Source organism: Kosakonia sp. S57 (assembly GCF_016516575.1).
Taxonomy (GTDB): Bacteria; Pseudomonadota; Gammaproteobacteria; order Enterobacterales; family Enterobacteriaceae; genus Kosakonia; species Kosakonia cowanii.
Genome location: NZ_JACVUL010000013.1, coordinates 97,948 through 114,158 on the forward strand (window position 1 = coordinate 97,948; position 16,211 = coordinate 114,158).

Sequence of the window (16,211 nt, forward strand, 5' to 3'; positions counted from 1 at the left end):
GGCAAGCAAGATTGATTATAAGCAGGCATTCGGCTGAGAATTACTGCCGCCTGTTTTCCAGGCGGCAGTAGATATCAGAAGAGAACCGAATAATTTACGCCAAATGTCCGACCACGTCCTTTGTAGGTATATAACCCCGGCGCGCCATAGGTTGGGCTATATAATTCCGGTGCACGTTGGCCCCAGGCGGTGGTGTACTCCTCATCCAGCAGGTTTTCCACACTAAAGCTCACTTTGCCCACCGGCAGGGCATAACTGCCGAGCATATCAATCGTGTTATAGCCATCGATGCGCTTACCGTCGGCATCGGAGAGATCGAAGGTCTGCGTGCTCTGCAGGCGCAGCGTCCAGTCGCCTGGCGCCCAGTTTATCCACGCGCTCACTTTCGACGGGCTGGCGCTGTCGATGGTTAGTTTCTCCCACTTACCGTTAACCTGCGTCTCGGATTTGATGGCGTTAAAGTTAGCGCCGGTACTCCAGTCGCTGTCGGTAAAGAAGTAATCCACCTGGCCTTCGACGCCATAAATGCGGCGCTTACCCTCATCAACAATGATAGACATGTCGCTTTTGTTGATCTTGATAGTCTTATCAGAGAGTGAATAGTAGCCTGCAATCTGCGTGCGCAGGTTATCGCCGGTGTAGCGCCATCCCAGTTCGTAGGCGTTAACTTTTACGCCATCCAGCTTCAACTCGTTCATGTTGACGCTGTTCAGCAGACGGTAGTGACCATCAACTAACTGATAGGTGCCCGCGCCGTAATACTTAGCAGGGTCAGGGATCTCAAAGCCCTGCGAGAAGTTGAACCACAACTGCTGGCGGTCGCTCAGATGACCGAGGATTCCGGCGTTAAACAGCAGATTGTTGTAATCCGTTTTCCCGCCTGGTACAGCATCAGCTGAAGTGGCTCTGCCGCTGGCAATCGCCTGCTGCTGGGAATAACCGACAAAATCGTCGATGCGGTTTTCCATGTACTGGTAACGCACGCCGCCGCTCAGGGTGATGGCGTCAATGTCGTAGCTGCTTTGCAGGAACGGCGCGATATTGGTGATGCTGTAGCCCGGATAGCGCTCAACCTTGAAGGCTTTATCGAGCTGCATTCCTCCGCTGGCGGCGGCGCTGTTCAGGTTGAAAAACTGCTGGTTGGCGTCGAAGTTTTCATGTTCAGCATCGATCCCCCAGGTCAGCGTCAGGGCATCAAGCGGTTTGCTGTTGATGGTCAGCTTGCCGCCATAAAAGTCGGTCTTCTGCTGTGAAGCACCAATGCTGGTGACCCGGCCGTTAGCGAGGGTCGGGAAGGGGTAAAACGACAGGCTCTCGTCGCGGTAGTAGATCTGCGCCACCACATCCTGGCCCCAGAAATCGGTGTTTGAGTATTGCAGATTAATCAGGTGGCGCTCGGTGCCCGGAATCCGGTCGGCATCCAGGTTGCCTTTGTTGTAGGCCGTAGCGGAGCCGGTGACTGCCGAGAAGTTTTCGCCCAGAAAGAGGCCATGTTTGCCGTCAGACTCGCTTTTATAGTACTGAGTGGTGAGTTGCAGCTGCTGGTGCTCATCAATGTTGAGCGTGCCGGTGCCCATGACGTCCAGCCGGTCAGAGTATTGCAGGCCGGTCTGGGTGTTATCGATGATCACCTCATCGCCTTTGCCGTCATACCAGCCGCCGTAGCGCTGATAAGCAACCGACAGCCGCCCGGAGGCCTTATCATTACCACCACTCACCGAGGCCGCAACGTTGTCATCATGATCGTTACGGCTGTTAAAACCGCTTTTGGTACCAGTCTGGAACTCGACTTCCGTCTCCGGCTGCCCCTTTTTAGTAACGATATTGATCAGGCCGCCGGTGCTGCCGCCGCCATAGAGCGAGGTCGCGCCGGAGATAATCTCAATGCGCGCGATATTAAAGGGATCGATCGAATCGAGCTGGCGGCTGTCGGTGCGCGATGAGTTGAGGCGCACGCCGTCGACCATCACCATCATTGAGCGCCCGCGCATATTCATGCCGTAGTTGGTGCGCCCCTGGCTGCTGACATCCATTCCCGGAATAAGCTGCGCCAGCACCTCTTTTAACTCTTTACCACCCTGAACCTGCTGCTCAATTTCAGCCTGCTCAATGACCCAGGTGGTTTGCGCCATATCGGCGACGCTGTGATTAGCGCGGCTGGCGGCCACCACCAGCGTCTCCTCTTTTGCGTCTTGTGCCGCGGCCTGCGCGGATAACATCATCAACAAACAGGGGTTAATAGCCCAAAGGTAACGATTTTTCATTCTTATAACGTTCCTGATTATGCAGGTGAAGGCGACCTTAACCGGTCGGAGTAAACACCGCTCTCAAGTTGAGAGTAATTATCAAGATGATATGAATTATCGTTACCAAGTAAACAACTTGTGTAAAAAAATTATGCCTAAGCTTGTGATTTAACTACCAATTTTAAGAGGTTGTTTCTTTGTGGAATTAATGACGTGCGCGAAGAGACCGGCGCGACCGGTAATGTCGCCCGGTATTATGTGTGCTCTAAGATTTAATTACAGGAGTAAACGCGGGGCATAAAAGCGTATTTGCAGGTTTATCAGCGCCTGTTTTTGTTATTTTTTTCTTTAAAATCCGCAATTGCCTGGTTGATGTTTTCCGTAGCGAAGGTGTCAACTTTTTCCCCGTCCAAAAAGACTTCGTAATGTCCGGAAACATATTTAAAGGTAAACATCTTATCCTGGTAGCGAAGACGTTTTTCCTTTACTGATAAGCCCCTGATGCGCATAGCGACGCGGGCCATCGTGTCTATCTTTTTATTTTTCATGATTATTTTACTTACCGTTGCAGGTTGAGTCCGCGTTCAAATATTAAAACCACGTCGGGCAATGTTAATTTTTTACCCACTCAAAGGGAAGCAAAGGTTGCCAGAAAAGCACTCCTGAGGCCAGGTAAAATAGCTTCTTATGATTTAAGGTGTTTTTAGTCAATTAATCAACCTGCTACCATATATAGCTGCCTTCAGAAACAACCTATACCAGCGGGAATAATTTCTCTTTTTTATCGTGATAATAGTTTTGATTCTCGTTTGAGTAATGGGCGTCATAAGTTTGAGTTTGGTCTCAAAACAGCGTTTTAAAATTCGCAAAGGCATTTTACTGGCCTATGCTCTCGTAAAAAAATAAAAGCATTACAGCCCGTTAAGCCGACTCTCCTTACTGACTTTGGACAGAGGCCGCTATTTGCCAGTAGCAGATCCCGATGGAACCGGCGCGCAGCGCTGGTAACGCGTCATATCTGGCAGATCTGCGCCCTGGCTGCATGAACTGCCTTTGCCCAAAAAACGACCAAGGAGAGAACAATGAAAACCCTGCACTGCTCCGCACTGCTGCTGATCTGCCTGAGCGCCAGCGCGCAGGCCGCCGAGTGGAACGCCGTGGTATCGCCAACGCCGCAGGCTGGTGAATTTTCCACGATCGGCCAGGCGCTCGACGCCGCGCCGCAAAGCGGCACGCCGTGGCGCATTCTGATTAAAGAGGGGCGCTGGCATGAGCGGCTGGTCATTGAAAAGCCCGTCACGCTGGTCGGGGAATCGATGGCGGGCACGGTGATTGAGGCCAATACCCCCGCAGGGGCGCTGGATGAGCAGGGGCAGAAGCTCGGCACCGGGCGCACCAGCACGGTAGAGATCCGCGCCAGCGGCGTGACGCTGGAGAACCTCACTATTCGTAATACTTTTGATTTCCCTGCCAATGCCGCACTGCCGGAAGGCGACGCGAAGAAGCTGAAAGATACCCAGGCGGTGGCGCTGATGGTGGCGGAAGGGGCAGACAGAGCGCGCTTTCGTCACGTTCGCCTTGAGGGTTACCAGGATACTTTTTACAGCAAGCAGGGCAGCCGCAGCTACTTCACCGACTGCGCCATCAGCGGCCACGTCGATTTTATCTTTGGCCCCGGTATCGCGGTGTTCGATCGCTGCGAAATCATTGCCCGCAACCGTGATGACACCGCACCGCCGTACGGTTATCTCACCGCGCCTGCCACCCAGGCCGGGGAGCGGTTTGGCCTGTTTATTATCAACAGTAAGCTGAGCAAAGAGCCGGGCGTGCCGGCGAAAAGCTTTGCGCTGGGCCGCCCGTGGCACCCGACCACCCAGTTTAGCGACGGGCGCTATGCCGACCCGAACGCCATTGGCCTGGCGGCGATTATCAATAGCGAGATTGATGACCATATCTACGGCTGGGACAAGATGTCCGGCAAAGATAAGCACGGCGATAAAATTTGGTTTTACCCACAGGACAGCCGTTTTTATGAGGCCAATAACCGTGGGCCAGGCGCCGGGCAGGGCGGTGAGCGCTATCAGCTCAGCGAGGCGGACGCCGCGCAGTATAACGTGGCAGCCATTTTCGACGGCTGGGAGAGCACCCTTCTGCAATAAGCGACGTTGCCCCCATTTTGGGGGCCTTTATTTAGCATTGCCGAATAAATAATTTTATTTTTTATCGATAGGTTTTCATTTTTATCGCGCTTTTGACTTTTATTAATATGATCCTTTCGGAGTATAAAAAGTAGCACGAAATAGGTTTATGGAGATTTATCTTATCAACTTTTAATGACATTTATAAAAAATAGTCGATATTTCATAAAACAGGTATATGCTATGCAACATATGCTTTTCCCCCTCCCGGCGACAACCGTTGCAGAGATAAAAAGAGGATGAAATATGCAACGCATTACCATACCCGCGAATTATGTTCACACCCGCACCACGCCTTTCTGGACAAAAGAGACCGCGCCAGCCTCCATCTGGAAACGCCATCTTGACGCCGGAACGCGTCAGGGTGTCTACCCGCGTTTAAGCGTGCAGCGCGGCGCGATCCGCTATTACGGCTATGCCGATGAGACCAGCCCGCAGCCGGTGGAAAGCCTGACCATCCACGCCGGTGAGTTCGGCGTCTTCCCGCCTGAAAAATGGCACAACATTGAGGCACTCAGTGACGACACGGTATTCAGCGTCGATTTCTATGTTGATCCCCAAATTCTGATTGAAGGTTGAGGTAGCAATTATGGATACAGAAAACAGAGGTTATTCACTCTCGGTTTCCCATCGGGAAAGCGGTAAAACAGAGCAGAAAGTTTATTTAAAGCCGATGTCGCTCTACCTGCCTGATATTTCGAACCAGGCCGTTTCTGAACTGGTTGCGAAATTAAATTTGCCTCTCGATAAAGACGGGGAATATGCGCTGACCGTCACCAATAATAATAATGGCGTCTCGGTCGATAAAGATTTTACCCGCCTCAGCGAGCTGACCGATCCCCTTATTGCCGCCGACGCGGTAAAAGATCTGATTAATATCGTCCGCGGCTATGAATCGGACGAAGAGACCAACGTGTGCGGCTGGTAACCGGAGGCTAACGATGACGCAACTTATTCCACTCCATTTTCGCCACACCCGCTCGACGCCCTTCTGGACGAAAGAGACGGTGCCGCAGGCGCTTTTGACGCACCACAACACCAGGAAGGGGGTCTATGGCCGCCTGTCGGTGATGCAGGGCGCGGTGAAATACATCGGTTTTGCCAGTGAGCATGACACCACTCCTGAGCGAGAAGTGGTGATCGAGGCAGGGCAGTTTGGCATCAGCCCGCCGGAGTACTGGCACCGGGTTGAACTGTTGACCGATGACACTTACTTCAACCTCGATTTTTTTGCCGATCCTGATGCCGCGCTTAATGGTAAAGGCATCGGTCAGGTCGTCAATACCCACCGCCGTTAACCGCTTAGCGCCCGATCTTCCGGGCGCTTAAAAGTGATCGATAAACCGCCTGACCGCCGGTGAGCGCTCGAACTTGCGCCACGCCAGCGCCACATCGGTTTTCAAGGTGTTTCCCGCCACCGAATGAAACGTCACCATCGGATGCCCAAAGCAGGCCATCGACTGCGGAATGATGGCAAAGCCGAAACCGGCCGCCACCATGCTCAGGGATGAAGAGAACTGCGAGGCCTGATGGGCGTTATCCATCTCCACACCGGCACGCAGGCAGGCGTTGTAGATCAGCTCATACAGCCCTGGCGACACCGCTTGCGGAAAGATAATCAGCGGCGTGTTCTGCAATTCGCTGAGCGCGATATCCGCCTTCGCCGACAGCGGATGGGTGCGGTGCAGGGCAATCAGCATCGGCTCCTCGTCCACCAGTTTCAGGCTAAAGGTTTTGCTGCTTTCGCAGGGCAGGCGCACAAACGCCACGTCAATCAGCCCCTCATCCAGGCCGTGGATCAGCGTCGCCATATTGTCCTCTTTCTGATAGAGCGCCACCTTCGGGTAGTCACGCTGAAACTGGCGCAGCACCGAGAAGAAGTGGGTATGGAAAGCGTTGGAGCTGGTCACGCCAAGGTTGAGCTTACCGTTAATCCCCCGGGCGATGCCCTTCGCTTTTTCCAGCGCCGCATCGCTCATGGCGAGGATATGGCAGGCATCTTCATAGAAGGCCTCGCCGGCCTCGGTGAGCGTGACGCCACGCGTCAGGCGATGGAACAGCGGGGTGCCCACTTCCTGCTCAAGTCGGCGGATCTGTTGGCTTAATGGCGGCTGCGACATACCGAGCATTTCGGCTGCCCGCGTGAAGTGTTGCGTCTGGGCAACGGCGACAAAATAACGTAAATAACGAAGTTCCATATCCAAAACATCTTAAACCCTCATGTTTTCTATATTGGAATCCCCCGCTGAAACGAGTCAATATTTAATCAGCTTTTCTAATCGTCTCTACAGTGGGGGAAAAGATGATGGGTAACGCAACTGATTGTTCTTGCGAGGAAAATCTACGAAACACAATTCGTGCTTTTTCTGAAAGCAAGCCAAACGGCGTGATATATCAAACATCGCTAATGAGTGCGCTACTTAGCGGAGTTTATGAAGGAAATACTACGATTAAGGATCTACTTAATCATGGTGATTTTGGTCTGGGTACATTTAATGAGCTTGATGGCGAATTAATTGCCTTTAACAGCGAAGTGTACCAATTACGTTCCGATGGCAGTGCCCGTGCCGCGCAGCCGGAGCAGAAAACCCCCTTTGCGGTGATGACCTGGTTTAAACCGCAATACCGGCACGTGTTTGAAGAGCCGATCAGCCGCCAGGCGCTGCATGAAGTGATTGACCGGCAGATCCCGTCCGACAACCTGTTTTGCGCCCTGCGCATCGACGGCCATTTCCGCCATGCGCACACCCGCACCGTGCCGCGCCAGACGCCGCCCTATCGCGCCATGACCGATGTGCTCGACGATCAGCCGGTGTTCCGTTTTAACGGCCGCGACGGCGTGCTGGTCGGTTTCCGCACCCCGCAATATATGCAGGGGATCAATGTGGCGGGTTACCACGAGCATTTTATTACCGACGATCGCCACGGTGGCGGTCATCTCCTCGACTACCAGCTGGATCACGGCACGCTGACCTTTGGTGAAATCCATCAACTGATGATCGATCTCCCTGCCGATGAAGCCTTCCTGAAAGCGGATCTGCACCCGGATAATCTGGACGCCGCCATCCGTTCGGTTGAGAACTAAGTGATGTAAAGGAGTAGTGTATGAGCAACGAACGCCATACCCAGATGTGGGCCCACGGTGCCGACATGGTGGTGGGGCAACTGGAAGCGCAGGGTGTCAAACATGTCTTCGGCATCCCCGGCGCGAAAATCGATAAAGTGTTTGATTCTCTTCTCGATTCCTCAATTGAACTTATTCCGGTACGCCACGAAGCGAACGCCGCGTTTATGGCGGCAGCGGTCGGGCGTATCACCGGCAAAGCGGGCGTAGCGCTGGTGACCTCAGGTCCTGGCTGCTCCAACCTGATTACCGGCATGGCGACCGCCAACAGCGAAGGTGACCCGGTGGTCGCACTCGGTGGGGCGGTGAAACGCGCCGATAAAGCCAAGCTGGTGCACCAGAGCATGGACACGGTGGCGATGTTCCAGCCGGTGACCAAATATTCCGTTGAGATCTCCTCCCCGGATGCCATCTCCGAAGTGGTTTCGAACGCCTTCCGCGCCGCCGAACAGGGCCGCCCGGGCAGTGCGTTTGTCAGCATTCCGCAGGATATCTCTGACCAGCCTGCCAGCGGCAATATTCTGCCTTCTAACGCCGTCCCGCAGTTAGGCTCCGCGCCCGACAAGATGATTGACGAAGTGGCGAAGCTGATTGCCGGGGCGAAAAATCCCGTCTTCCTGCTCGGCCTGATGGCCAGCCGGGAAGAGAATATCGCCGCGCTGCATCACCTGCTGGAGAAAACCCATATTCCGGTGACCAGCACCTACCAGGCGGCGGGCGCAGTCAACCAGGAGCACTTCACCCGCTTTGCCGGGCGTGTGGGCCTGTTCAATAACCAGGCGGGCGACCGACTGCTGCACCTGGCGGACCTGGTGATCTGTATCGGCTACAGCCCGGTGGAGTATGAGCCAGCCATGTGGAACACCGGTGATGCGAAGCTGGTACATATTGATGTGCTGCCCGCCTATGAAGAGCGCAACTACTCGCCGAGCGTTGAGCTGATTGGCGATATCGCCAGCACGCTCGATAAGCTGGCACATAAGATTGCCGAACCGCTGGTGCTCTCGCCGCGCGCGTCGGAAATCCTTATCGACCGTCGCAACCAGCGCGAACTGCTCAGCCGTAAAGGCGCGCAGCTTAATCAGTTTGCTATTCACCCGCTGCGCATTGTCCGCGCGATGCAGGATATCGTGAATAACGACGTCACCCTGACGGTGGATATGGGCAGCTTCCATATCTGGATTGCCCGCTACCTCTATAGCTTCCGCGCGCGCCAGGTGATGATCTCCAACGGCCAGCAGACGATGGGCGTTGCCCTGCCGTGGGCGATTGGCGCATGGCTGGTGAATCCGGGGCGCAAAGTGGTCTCGGTCTCCGGCGACGGCGGATTTTTACAATCCAGCATGGAGCTGGAAACCGCGGTGCGTCTCGGTGCCAATATCCTGCACATCATCTGGGTGGATAACGCCTACAACATGGTGGCGATTCAGGAAGAGAAGAAATACCAGCGCCTCTCCGGGGTCAACTTCGGTCCGGTCGATTTTAAAGCCTATGCCGAATCCTTCGGCGCGAAAGGGTTTGCCGTTGAAAGCACCGCCGCGCTCGAGCCGACGCTGCGCGCAGCGATGGATACGCAAGGCCCGGCGGTGGTCGCCATTCCGGTGGACTACAGCGATAACCCGCTGTTGATGGGCCAGCTGCACCTCAGCCAGATTCTGTAAAAACTAAGGAGTCGTTATGAAAAAAGTGGCATTTGTTACCGGTGCCGGCCAGGGTATTGGTCGCGCAATCGCTCTGCGTCTGGCAAAAGATGGTTTTGCCATCGCCGTTGCCGACTACAACAGTGAGACCGCAAAAGCGGTGGCCGACGAGATCAACGCCAGCAACGGCAGCGCGATTGCCGTCACCGTTGACGTTTCCAACCGCGAGCAGGTGTTTGCTGCGATCGAAGAGACGCGCAAAAAACTGAACGGCTTTGACGTGATCGTCAACAACGCCGGGGTTGCGCCTTCCACCCCGATTGAGTCCATCACCGAAGAGGTGATCGACAAGGTCTATAACATCAACGTGAAAGGCGTGATTTGGGGCATGCAGGCGGCGATTCAGGCCTTCAAAGCGGAAAAACACGGCGGCAAAATTATCAATGCCTGTTCACAGGCCGGTCACGTCGGCAACCCGGAACTGGCGGTTTATAGTTCAAGTAAATTCGCGGTACGCGGCTTAACCCAGACCGCCGCACGCGATCTGGCACCGCTGGGCATTACCGTTAACGGCTTCTGCCCGGGGATCGTTAAAACCCCGATGTGGGCCGAGATTGACCGTCAGGTCTCTGAAGCGGCGGGTAAACCGATCGGTTACGGTACTGAAGAGTTCGCGAAACGCATTACGCTTGGCCGCCTGTCAGAGCCGGAAGATGTCGCCGCGTGCGTCTCTTACCTTGCAAGCCCGGATTCTGACTACATGACCGGACAATCTCTGCTGATTGATGGCGGTATGGTCTTTAACTAAGTTTTACGGCTCGGACATGGCCTTGCCTCTGCCTTCGCGCAGGGGCTTTTTTTTATCTACACCTTTTGCGTTTTTCGGTAAACGAGCGAAGAAATTGTCGTTTTGGTTGCGCAGCAAAGTGCGTTTTACTGACAGCATCAACCCTCTGCTGGAGTACGTGCTGATGAAACAACGGCTGCAACAATGGCTTTCACGCCTCACCCCACCGCTGAGTGTGCCGGTAGAGGAGGGGGAGTTTGATGCCGGGCGTCATGTCGCGCTGCTTATTCCCTTTGGCCTGCTCTACGGTCTCGACTACCACCCCTCAATGTGGATTTACGATGAAAAGTGAGCGCTTCCACCTCGTCATGCGCTACAGCTACTGGAATGAACTGTGCGCGCTAACGCACGGCCCGTCAGCGGCGGGCTCTCTTCTCTTATTCATTGATGAACAGGTACACCCCCTCTTTTTCCGCACCGCTTAAGGTCATCAGTGCTGATGCACGTCAGGCGCAATAAACTCAGCGCTGCCTCGCATTTTTTGACTTTTTCATCCCCTCTACGCGTTATTTTTCCCGGCTTATAACGAAGCTCACAATTTCATCACTTCATCTTGTATGGTAGTAGACTTGAAATCATCAGCAGAGATAACGTGGGTGCCGTGAAGCATGCGTCCTCAATCTGGCTGCGCAAAACAGCGGCCAGCGGTTAACGCGATAATCCTTAGATGGGGTTTTTATGTCTCTGATAACTAAAATGATTAATCAAAATACGGGAGGGGATGATGAGTCGTAAACAGCGCAAAGTCACCATCCCTGTCAGCATAGGCTACGGCATGACGGATATTATGGGCGGCGGTGCCTTTACGGTGATCGGTGCCTGGTTGCTCTTCTACTACACCACCTTTGTTGGCCTGTCACCGCTGGAAGCCGCCTCTATTGTGGCCATTGCCCGCATCGTTGACGCCATCGTCAGCCTGTTTATGGGCAGCTTTACCGACCACTTCTATAAAAATGCCTTAGGCAAAAAGTTTGGCCGCCGTCGCTTCTTTCTGTTGATTGGCGCGCCGCTGATGCTGGTCTATATCCTGCTCTGGCTCAACGGCATGAACTTCTGGTTCTATCTCGCCGTCTATCTCGCTTTTGAGATCATCGCCGCGATGGTGCTGATCCCCTGGGAGACGCTGCCATCAGAGATGACGAAAGATTTTAACGATCGCACCAAGCTCTCAACCTGCCGCATGTTTCTTTCCGCGTCCGGCACCTTTCTCGCCACCTTTATTCCGGGCTTGCTGATTGGCTGGCTGGGCGAGAAGAATGCCGATGCGTATCTCATCAACGGCATTGTCTTCGCAGTGCTGTTTATGGTCTGCGTCTTTATCTCCTGGCGCGTCACCTGGGAGCGCGAGTTAACGCCGGAGATGCTGGCCGAGATGGAGAAAGCGGCGCAGAAGCGCAGCATGGCACAGACGCTCTCCGGCATTGGCGCGCTGTTTAAAGATTATGCCTCTACGCTCAAGATCCGCGCCTTTCGTAAACATCTGGCTATCTACCTCTTCTCCTTTACCGCGAAAGATGTCTACAACACGGTGTTCGTTTTCTTCTGCGTTTACTGCCTGAATGTCTCATCGTCACTGGCGGGGACGCTGCTGTCGATGAGCATTGTTGGCCTGCCGGTGACGCTGGCGGCAGGGGTGGCGATCATCAAATTTGGCCCCTCGCGCCTCTATGTTTTCGCCTATAGCCTGATGATGATCTGCCTGGCGGGCTTCTTCCTGGTCTATCAATTCCCGACCGAGCACAAAGTGCTGATGCTGGTGATCCTCGCCGGGGTCTATCAGGTGGGGCGCTGCGTGCTGGAGTTCACGCCGTGGAACGTCTTCCCGTTTATTCCCGATATTGACGAAATGGTGACGCGCCAGCGCCGCGAAGGGCTGTTCGCTGCGGTGATGACCTTCTCACGCAAAACCACGGTGGCCATCGCCACCTTTGCGGTGGGGCTGCTGCTGCAAAGCGGTGGTTTCGTCAAAGGCAGCCAGGTGCAGCCGCAGGAAGCGATCAACACCATTGTGATGCTGCTGTTTGTCGGCACCGTTGGTCTGCTGCTGGTGGCGCTATGGCAGGCACTGACCTTCCATCTCAATAAGCGCACGCACCGCATCTTTGTCGAAGAGCTCGATCGCCTGAAGGCGGGCGGCCTGAAGCAGAACGTGACGCCACAAGCGCGCCATATTGTTGAAGATCTCACCGGCCACGCTTACGACACCCTGTGGAGCGACGTACCGCAACCCGCGTTAAAATCTGCCACACCCACCTCCTCGCTGAGCTAACATTACCGCTCATCAAGGCCATGCTTGTCAGCGTGGCCTTTTTTATTTCCAGCTCCCAACGCAATCAAATAATTTAATCCTAAAAGCACTAAGGGAAGAATATTATTGTTTCGTCTTTTATAACGAATAAGTAATAACTTCTTAATATTATTAGAGAGCGATCACATCAGGCGGTTTTTTTAAATGAAACTGCAATGGCGGAGAATTATATTGGCTCTGCACGTACTGCTATTTTATTTATTTACGGAGTTTTCTCGTTATTAACGTAATTAACGGTGTCGATCTTTCTGTTTTCGGATAATTATTTACAGGGAGTTGCTATGACCACTATAGAAAATAGATCGCTGTTTTCACGAATGATTTTATGGGTAAATGAACGTTTTCCATTAACCAATATCCCCCTCTTTTTTATTCTCTGGTTTTTATCTTTTTCCGTCGCATTACCCGCGCAAGAGAGTAGTAGCCAGGTAAAAATTGCTCTCGGTGGCCTGCTGTCACTCTCCTTTTTTCTGCTGCTGCGCGTGCTTGATGAACATAAAGATTATGCCGATGACTGCCTTCACCACCCGCAGAGAGTGTTGCAGCAGGGCATTATCAGCCTCACTCACCTGAAGTTCCTCGGCGCGCTCTGCATGCTTGTCCAGCTGGGCGGCATCGCGCTGCTCAGCGATGGCGAGCCGCAGATATGGCTAAGCTGGGGGCTGCTGCTCTGCTGGACCTTGCTGATGTCAAAAGAGTTTTTCGTCGACGAGTGGCTTAAACAGCACTTCTCCCTCTATGCGCTCTCCCACACGCTGGTGATGCCGTTTGTTATCGGCTGGCTGGCAACCCTCGCCTCGCCTGCGGCAACGCTTAATCTGCCGCTTATTTTGCTGATGCTGCTCGCCTTCTTATGCGGTTTAAGTTTTGAAATTACCCGGAAATGTAAAGGGGCGGACGAGGATCGCGAAGAGGTCACCAGCTGGTCGCAATTATATGGTCGCCCCCGGTCGGTAGTGATGATTATCGGCCTGCTGATATTGATGGTCATCGTGCAGTATTTTCTTATTTTGTGCAAAACCGGCGCGGTATCAATCTGGTTTTATGCGGTAAGTGCTTTTATTAATTTCTTCACCATAAGCCAGTTGCTGATTTTTCTGATTAATGCCAATCAACAGAACAGAAAAAGAAATGAAGCGATGGTCGGTATGGCAATGCTGACAGGATATTTGCTGTGTATCGTTGAAATATATTTGTAGCGCAAGGGAAGGGAATAATGATGATGGAATCTTTAATTGCGGCGACAATTGTCGATATACGCCCGGCTGAGTTTACACTCTTATTTGAAAGCGAGGAGCGCTGTAATGTCTTTATCACGGACCCGCAGCGCGCGTTATCTCTCTACGATCGGGCGGTACAGCTCCCGGCGCTAAAAATCCTGCATAAAGAGCGCCAGCAGAGCGGGCAGTGGCTGGCGACATTAACCTGCCGCTCGCCGCAGGAGAATAAACAGTGCTACTGGCAGTTAAAGCTGTGCCGCCCGCGCGATGACATCCCTGAATGTGCCGCCATCTTACCCCGCCGCCATCTCTACGACTGGAGCGAGAAGGCACGGCAAACGAGGCTGGCCTGGCTGCGTCAGCACACCGGCCACGCTTTAAACCAGATCGCTACCACCCGCCTGCAGGCGGAAAAGCTGCAAAGTCATCTTGAGGGGTTTATCGGCTCGGTTGAAGTTCCCGTCGGCATTGCCGGCCCGCTGCTGATCAACGGCTGGCGCGCGAAGGGGATCTTTTACGCACCGCTGGCGACCAGCGAAGGGGCGCTGGTGGCCTCCGTTTCGCGCGGTGCCAGCGCCATCACCCACAGCGGCGGGGCGACAGTGCGCGTCATCGGTCAGCGGATGATGCGTTCGCCGCGCTTCGAATTTCCCTCAGTGCGCGACGCGCTCGCGTTCAGTGCCTGGGCCGAAGACTATTTCACCGACATCAGCGACATTGTGCGCCAGCACTCGCGTTTTGCGCGCCTCACCAGCCTGACGCCGCGCATCATCGGCAATGCCGTGCATCTGACCTTTACCTATCACACCGCCGATGCCGCCGGGCAGAATATGACCACCACCTGCACCTGGCAGGCGTGCCGCTGGATCCTCGCGCATCTTCCGCTGGCGTTAACTCCCCAGCGCTACATTCTGGAAAGCAACCTCTCCAGCGATAAGAAAAGCTCGTGGAGCAGCTTTGCGCAGGGCAGGGGAACCCAGGTTATCGCCGAGGCGACGCTCACCGCCGCCGCCTGCCGCCGCCGTCTGCGCATTGAGCCAGCGCAACTGGTCGGGGCGTTTCACGGCTTTTGTGAAGGCTCCGTCGCTGCGGGCATGACCGGGGTGAATATCAATACCGCTAATGTTATCGCGGCGATGTTTACCGCGCTCGGCCAGGATATCGCCTGTAGCCATGAATCCTCCCTCTCGCAGCTGCAAATGCGCCTCACGCCAGAGGGCAACGTCTATTGCAGCATGACGCTTCCGGCGCTGGTGATTGGCACCGTCGGCGGCGGGACCGCGCTTCCCGACCAGGCTGAGTGCCTGCAAATGCTGGGCTGCCAGGGCGCCAACGGCAGCGAAAGGCTGGCGGAGATCATCGCCTCATTTTGCCTGGCGCTCGATATCTCAACCCTCAGCGCGCTGGCGAGCGACGAATTTGCCAAATCCCATGAGCGGCTTGGTCGAACGCGGCGTAACGCCCCGCCGGGCAGGCGGGGAGGCGATCCGCTGCACCGCTGCTTTCAGCACGCCCGCTATACCGCCGCGTGGGGCGAGCAACCACCTACACGCATCACGCCGGTGTGCTGGCAGGGAAACCAGGACAGTATTTTGACGGCGTTCAGTTCGCACAGCGCGACGCTGCCCGTCGGCCTGTTTGCCTATCGACTTCAGCGTGAAGATGGCACACAGGTGGCGGCGCTACTGAAGCACAAACCACCAACCGATGCGATAGCCCAACTGCTGCACTCACTGGCGGCAGGCTGCACGCCCGAGCTTGCCGAACTGCTTACGCGCCTGCTGCCTGCCAGCGAGTTCAGCCACGCGCGCGAAAGGGAGATGGCGCTCATCACGCAAAGCGATCCCGCCTTTACCCGCCATGTGCCGACGCTCTACGGCACCTACGAAGATGGCAAGCAGAGCGTCATCATTGAGGAGCTGCTCGGGCAAGAAGTGCTGCTTAACAGCCTCTCCAGCGGCGTGCGCTGGCAGCAGCCGCAGATCGATGCCGCGCTGCGGGGCATCGCCGATATTCATGCGCTCTGGTATCGCCGCCATGACGCTTTGCAGGCCACCTTTCGCCATATCAACTCTCCCTCTGCCGACACAATTAACAGCATGGTGCCGCTGTGGCAGGCCATCGCCGCCTTCAGCCATCGCACCGCGCCACAGCTTTTCACCACATCGCTGCTGCACCACTGGCTGGACTGCGCCGAGAACAGCGCGGCGCAGTGGCGCGAACTGAAGACGCTGCCGGGAACGCTGGTGCATAACGACTTTAACCCGCGCAACATCGCGCTGCGCCGGGAGGATTCGCGGCTGTGCTGCTGGGACTGGGAGCTGGCGACGCTGCATGTTCCGCAGCGCGATCTGGCTGAGCTATTAACGTGGACGCTAGATGAGCGCGCCACGCTGCCAACGCTGTTACATCACGTGGAGTTTCACCGCAGCCAGCTGGCGACGCGGCTGCGCACCGCTATCGATACCGGGGAGTGGTATCGCGGTTTCTGCCTCGCCCTGCGCGACTTCGGCCTGCGCCGGTTGTCATTTTACCTGATGCTTCATCACGTTAAGCCACGGCCCTGGTTCCCCGCCCTTTTGCGCACCTGGGGGCATCTGGTCGGGCTGAGCCAACAACGGATCTAAA

General features: G+C 55.0%; 14 protein-coding genes. 11 read left to right on the plus strand and 3 right to left on the minus strand.

Features of this window, described 5'->3' with window-relative positions; all coding sequences use genetic code 11:
* Window positions 1–74: 74 nt before the first annotated feature.
* Window positions 75–2,264 (minus strand): TonB-dependent siderophore receptor, encoded by a 2,190-nt coding sequence (locus IAE48_RS14250; RefSeq protein WP_200134777.1) that lies wholly within the window; start codon window positions 2,262–2,264, stop codon window positions 75–77.
* Window positions 2,265–2,566: 302 nt separating this feature from the next.
* On the minus strand, window positions 2,567–2,794 hold the full coding sequence (locus tag IAE48_RS14255; RefSeq protein WP_042718032.1) for a hypothetical protein: 228 nt from the start codon (window positions 2,792–2,794) through the stop codon (window positions 2,567–2,569).
* Between the two features lie 534 nt (window positions 2,795–3,328).
* Between IAE48_RS14255 and IAE48_RS14260 the strand changes: the two genes are divergently transcribed.
* From IAE48_RS14260 to IAE48_RS14275, 4 genes are all read left to right on the plus strand, one after another.
* On the plus strand, window positions 3,329–4,405 hold the full coding sequence (locus tag IAE48_RS14260; RefSeq protein ID WP_200134778.1) for a pectinesterase family protein: 1,077 nt from the start codon (window positions 3,329–3,331) through the stop codon (window positions 4,403–4,405).
* Between the two features lie 285 nt (window positions 4,406–4,690).
* Window positions 4,691–5,023, plus strand: coding sequence for a DUF1971 domain-containing protein (locus tag IAE48_RS14265; protein WP_200134779.1), 333 nt, complete (start codon window positions 4,691–4,693; stop codon window positions 5,021–5,023).
* 10 nt (window positions 5,024–5,033) lie between these two features.
* Complete coding sequence (locus IAE48_RS14270; RefSeq protein WP_200134780.1) at window positions 5,034–5,372, plus strand: DUF1869 domain-containing protein; 339 nt, start codon at window positions 5,034–5,036, stop codon at window positions 5,370–5,372.
* A 13-nt stretch (window positions 5,373–5,385) separates the two neighbouring features.
* Window positions 5,386–5,742, plus strand: a complete 357-nt coding sequence (locus tag IAE48_RS14275; protein WP_200134781.1) for a DUF1971 domain-containing protein — start codon at window positions 5,386–5,388, stop codon at window positions 5,740–5,742.
* Window positions 5,743–5,769: 27 nt separating this feature from the next.
* Here IAE48_RS14275 and IAE48_RS14280 read toward each other — a convergent pair whose 3' ends face one another.
* Window positions 5,770–6,642, minus strand: a complete 873-nt coding sequence (locus tag IAE48_RS14280) for a LysR family transcriptional regulator (protein WP_023480780.1) — start codon at window positions 6,640–6,642, stop codon at window positions 5,770–5,772.
* Between the two features lie 107 nt (window positions 6,643–6,749).
* Between IAE48_RS14280 and budA the strand changes: the two genes are divergently transcribed.
* The 7 genes from budA (at window position 6,750) to IAE48_RS14315 (ending at window position 16,210) form a co-directional block, all read left to right on the plus strand.
* Window positions 6,750–7,529 (plus strand): acetolactate decarboxylase, encoded by a 780-nt coding sequence (budA, locus tag IAE48_RS14285; protein ID WP_042718039.1) that lies wholly within the window; start codon window positions 6,750–6,752, stop codon window positions 7,527–7,529.
* 20 nt (window positions 7,530–7,549) lie between these two features.
* Window positions 7,550–9,229 (plus strand): acetolactate synthase AlsS, encoded by a 1,680-nt coding sequence (gene alsS / locus IAE48_RS14290; RefSeq protein ID WP_200134782.1) that lies wholly within the window; start codon window positions 7,550–7,552, stop codon window positions 9,227–9,229.
* Between the two features lie 16 nt (window positions 9,230–9,245).
* The gene (locus tag IAE48_RS14295) at window positions 9,246–10,016 is read left to right on the plus strand and encodes a (S)-acetoin forming diacetyl reductase (RefSeq protein WP_200134783.1); all 771 of its coding nucleotides are present in this window, start codon (window positions 9,246–9,248) and stop codon (window positions 10,014–10,016) included.
* Window positions 10,017–10,110: 94 nt separating this feature from the next.
* Window positions 10,111–10,347 (plus strand): hypothetical protein, encoded by a 237-nt coding sequence (locus IAE48_RS14300; RefSeq protein ID WP_148285679.1) that lies wholly within the window; start codon window positions 10,111–10,113, stop codon window positions 10,345–10,347.
* A gap of 432 nt (window positions 10,348–10,779) precedes the next feature.
* Window positions 10,780–12,324, plus strand: coding sequence for an MFS transporter (locus tag IAE48_RS14305; RefSeq protein ID WP_200134801.1), 1,545 nt, complete (start codon window positions 10,780–10,782; stop codon window positions 12,322–12,324).
* Window positions 12,325–12,644: 320 nt separating this feature from the next.
* Window positions 12,645–13,562: a UbiA family prenyltransferase gene (locus tag IAE48_RS14310; RefSeq protein WP_200134784.1), complete on the plus strand. Its 918-nt coding sequence runs from the start codon at window positions 12,645–12,647 to the stop codon at window positions 13,560–13,562.
* Between the two features lie 17 nt (window positions 13,563–13,579).
* Complete coding sequence (locus IAE48_RS14315) at window positions 13,580–16,210, plus strand: phosphotransferase (protein ID WP_200134785.1); 2,631 nt, start codon at window positions 13,580–13,582, stop codon at window positions 16,208–16,210.
* Window position 16,211: the final 1 nt, after the last annotated feature.

What these genes read in the sequence shown, in the direction of transcription:
- IAE48_RS14295 (WP_200134783.1), top strand. Translation starts at nt 9,246, where the DNA reads ATGAAAAAAGTGGCATTTGTTACCGGTGCCGGCCAGGGTATTGGTCGC.
- alsS (WP_200134782.1), top strand. Translation starts at nt 7,550, where the DNA reads ATGAGCAACGAACGCCATACCCAGATGTGGGCCCACGGTGCCGACATG.
- IAE48_RS14310 (WP_200134784.1), top strand. Translation starts at nt 12,645, where the DNA reads ATGACCACTATAGAAAATAGATCGCTGTTTTCACGAATGATTTTATGG.
- IAE48_RS14270 (WP_200134780.1), top strand. Translation starts at nt 5,034, where the DNA reads ATGGATACAGAAAACAGAGGTTATTCACTCTCGGTTTCCCATCGGGAA.
- IAE48_RS14260 (WP_200134778.1), top strand. Translation starts at nt 3,329, where the DNA reads ATGAAAACCCTGCACTGCTCCGCACTGCTGCTGATCTGCCTGAGCGCC.
- budA (WP_042718039.1), top strand. Translation starts at nt 6,750, where the DNA reads ATGGGTAACGCAACTGATTGTTCTTGCGAGGAAAATCTACGAAACACA.
- IAE48_RS14265 (WP_200134779.1), top strand. Translation starts at nt 4,691, where the DNA reads ATGCAACGCATTACCATACCCGCGAATTATGTTCACACCCGCACCACG.
- IAE48_RS14255 (WP_042718032.1), bottom strand. Translation starts at nt 2,794, where the DNA reads ATGAAAAATAAAAAGATAGACACGATGGCCCGCGTCGCTATGCGCATC.
- IAE48_RS14305 (WP_200134801.1), top strand. Translation starts at nt 10,780, where the DNA reads ATGAGTCGTAAACAGCGCAAAGTCACCATCCCTGTCAGCATAGGCTAC.
- IAE48_RS14250 (WP_200134777.1), bottom strand. Translation starts at nt 2,264, where the DNA reads ATGAAAAATCGTTACCTTTGGGCTATTAACCCCTGTTTGTTGATGATG.
- IAE48_RS14315 (WP_200134785.1), top strand. Translation starts at nt 13,580, where the DNA reads ATGATGATGGAATCTTTAATTGCGGCGACAATTGTCGATATACGCCCG.
- IAE48_RS14275 (WP_200134781.1), top strand. Translation starts at nt 5,386, where the DNA reads ATGACGCAACTTATTCCACTCCATTTTCGCCACACCCGCTCGACGCCC.
- IAE48_RS14280 (WP_023480780.1), bottom strand. Translation starts at nt 6,642, where the DNA reads ATGGAACTTCGTTATTTACGTTATTTTGTCGCCGTTGCCCAGACGCAA.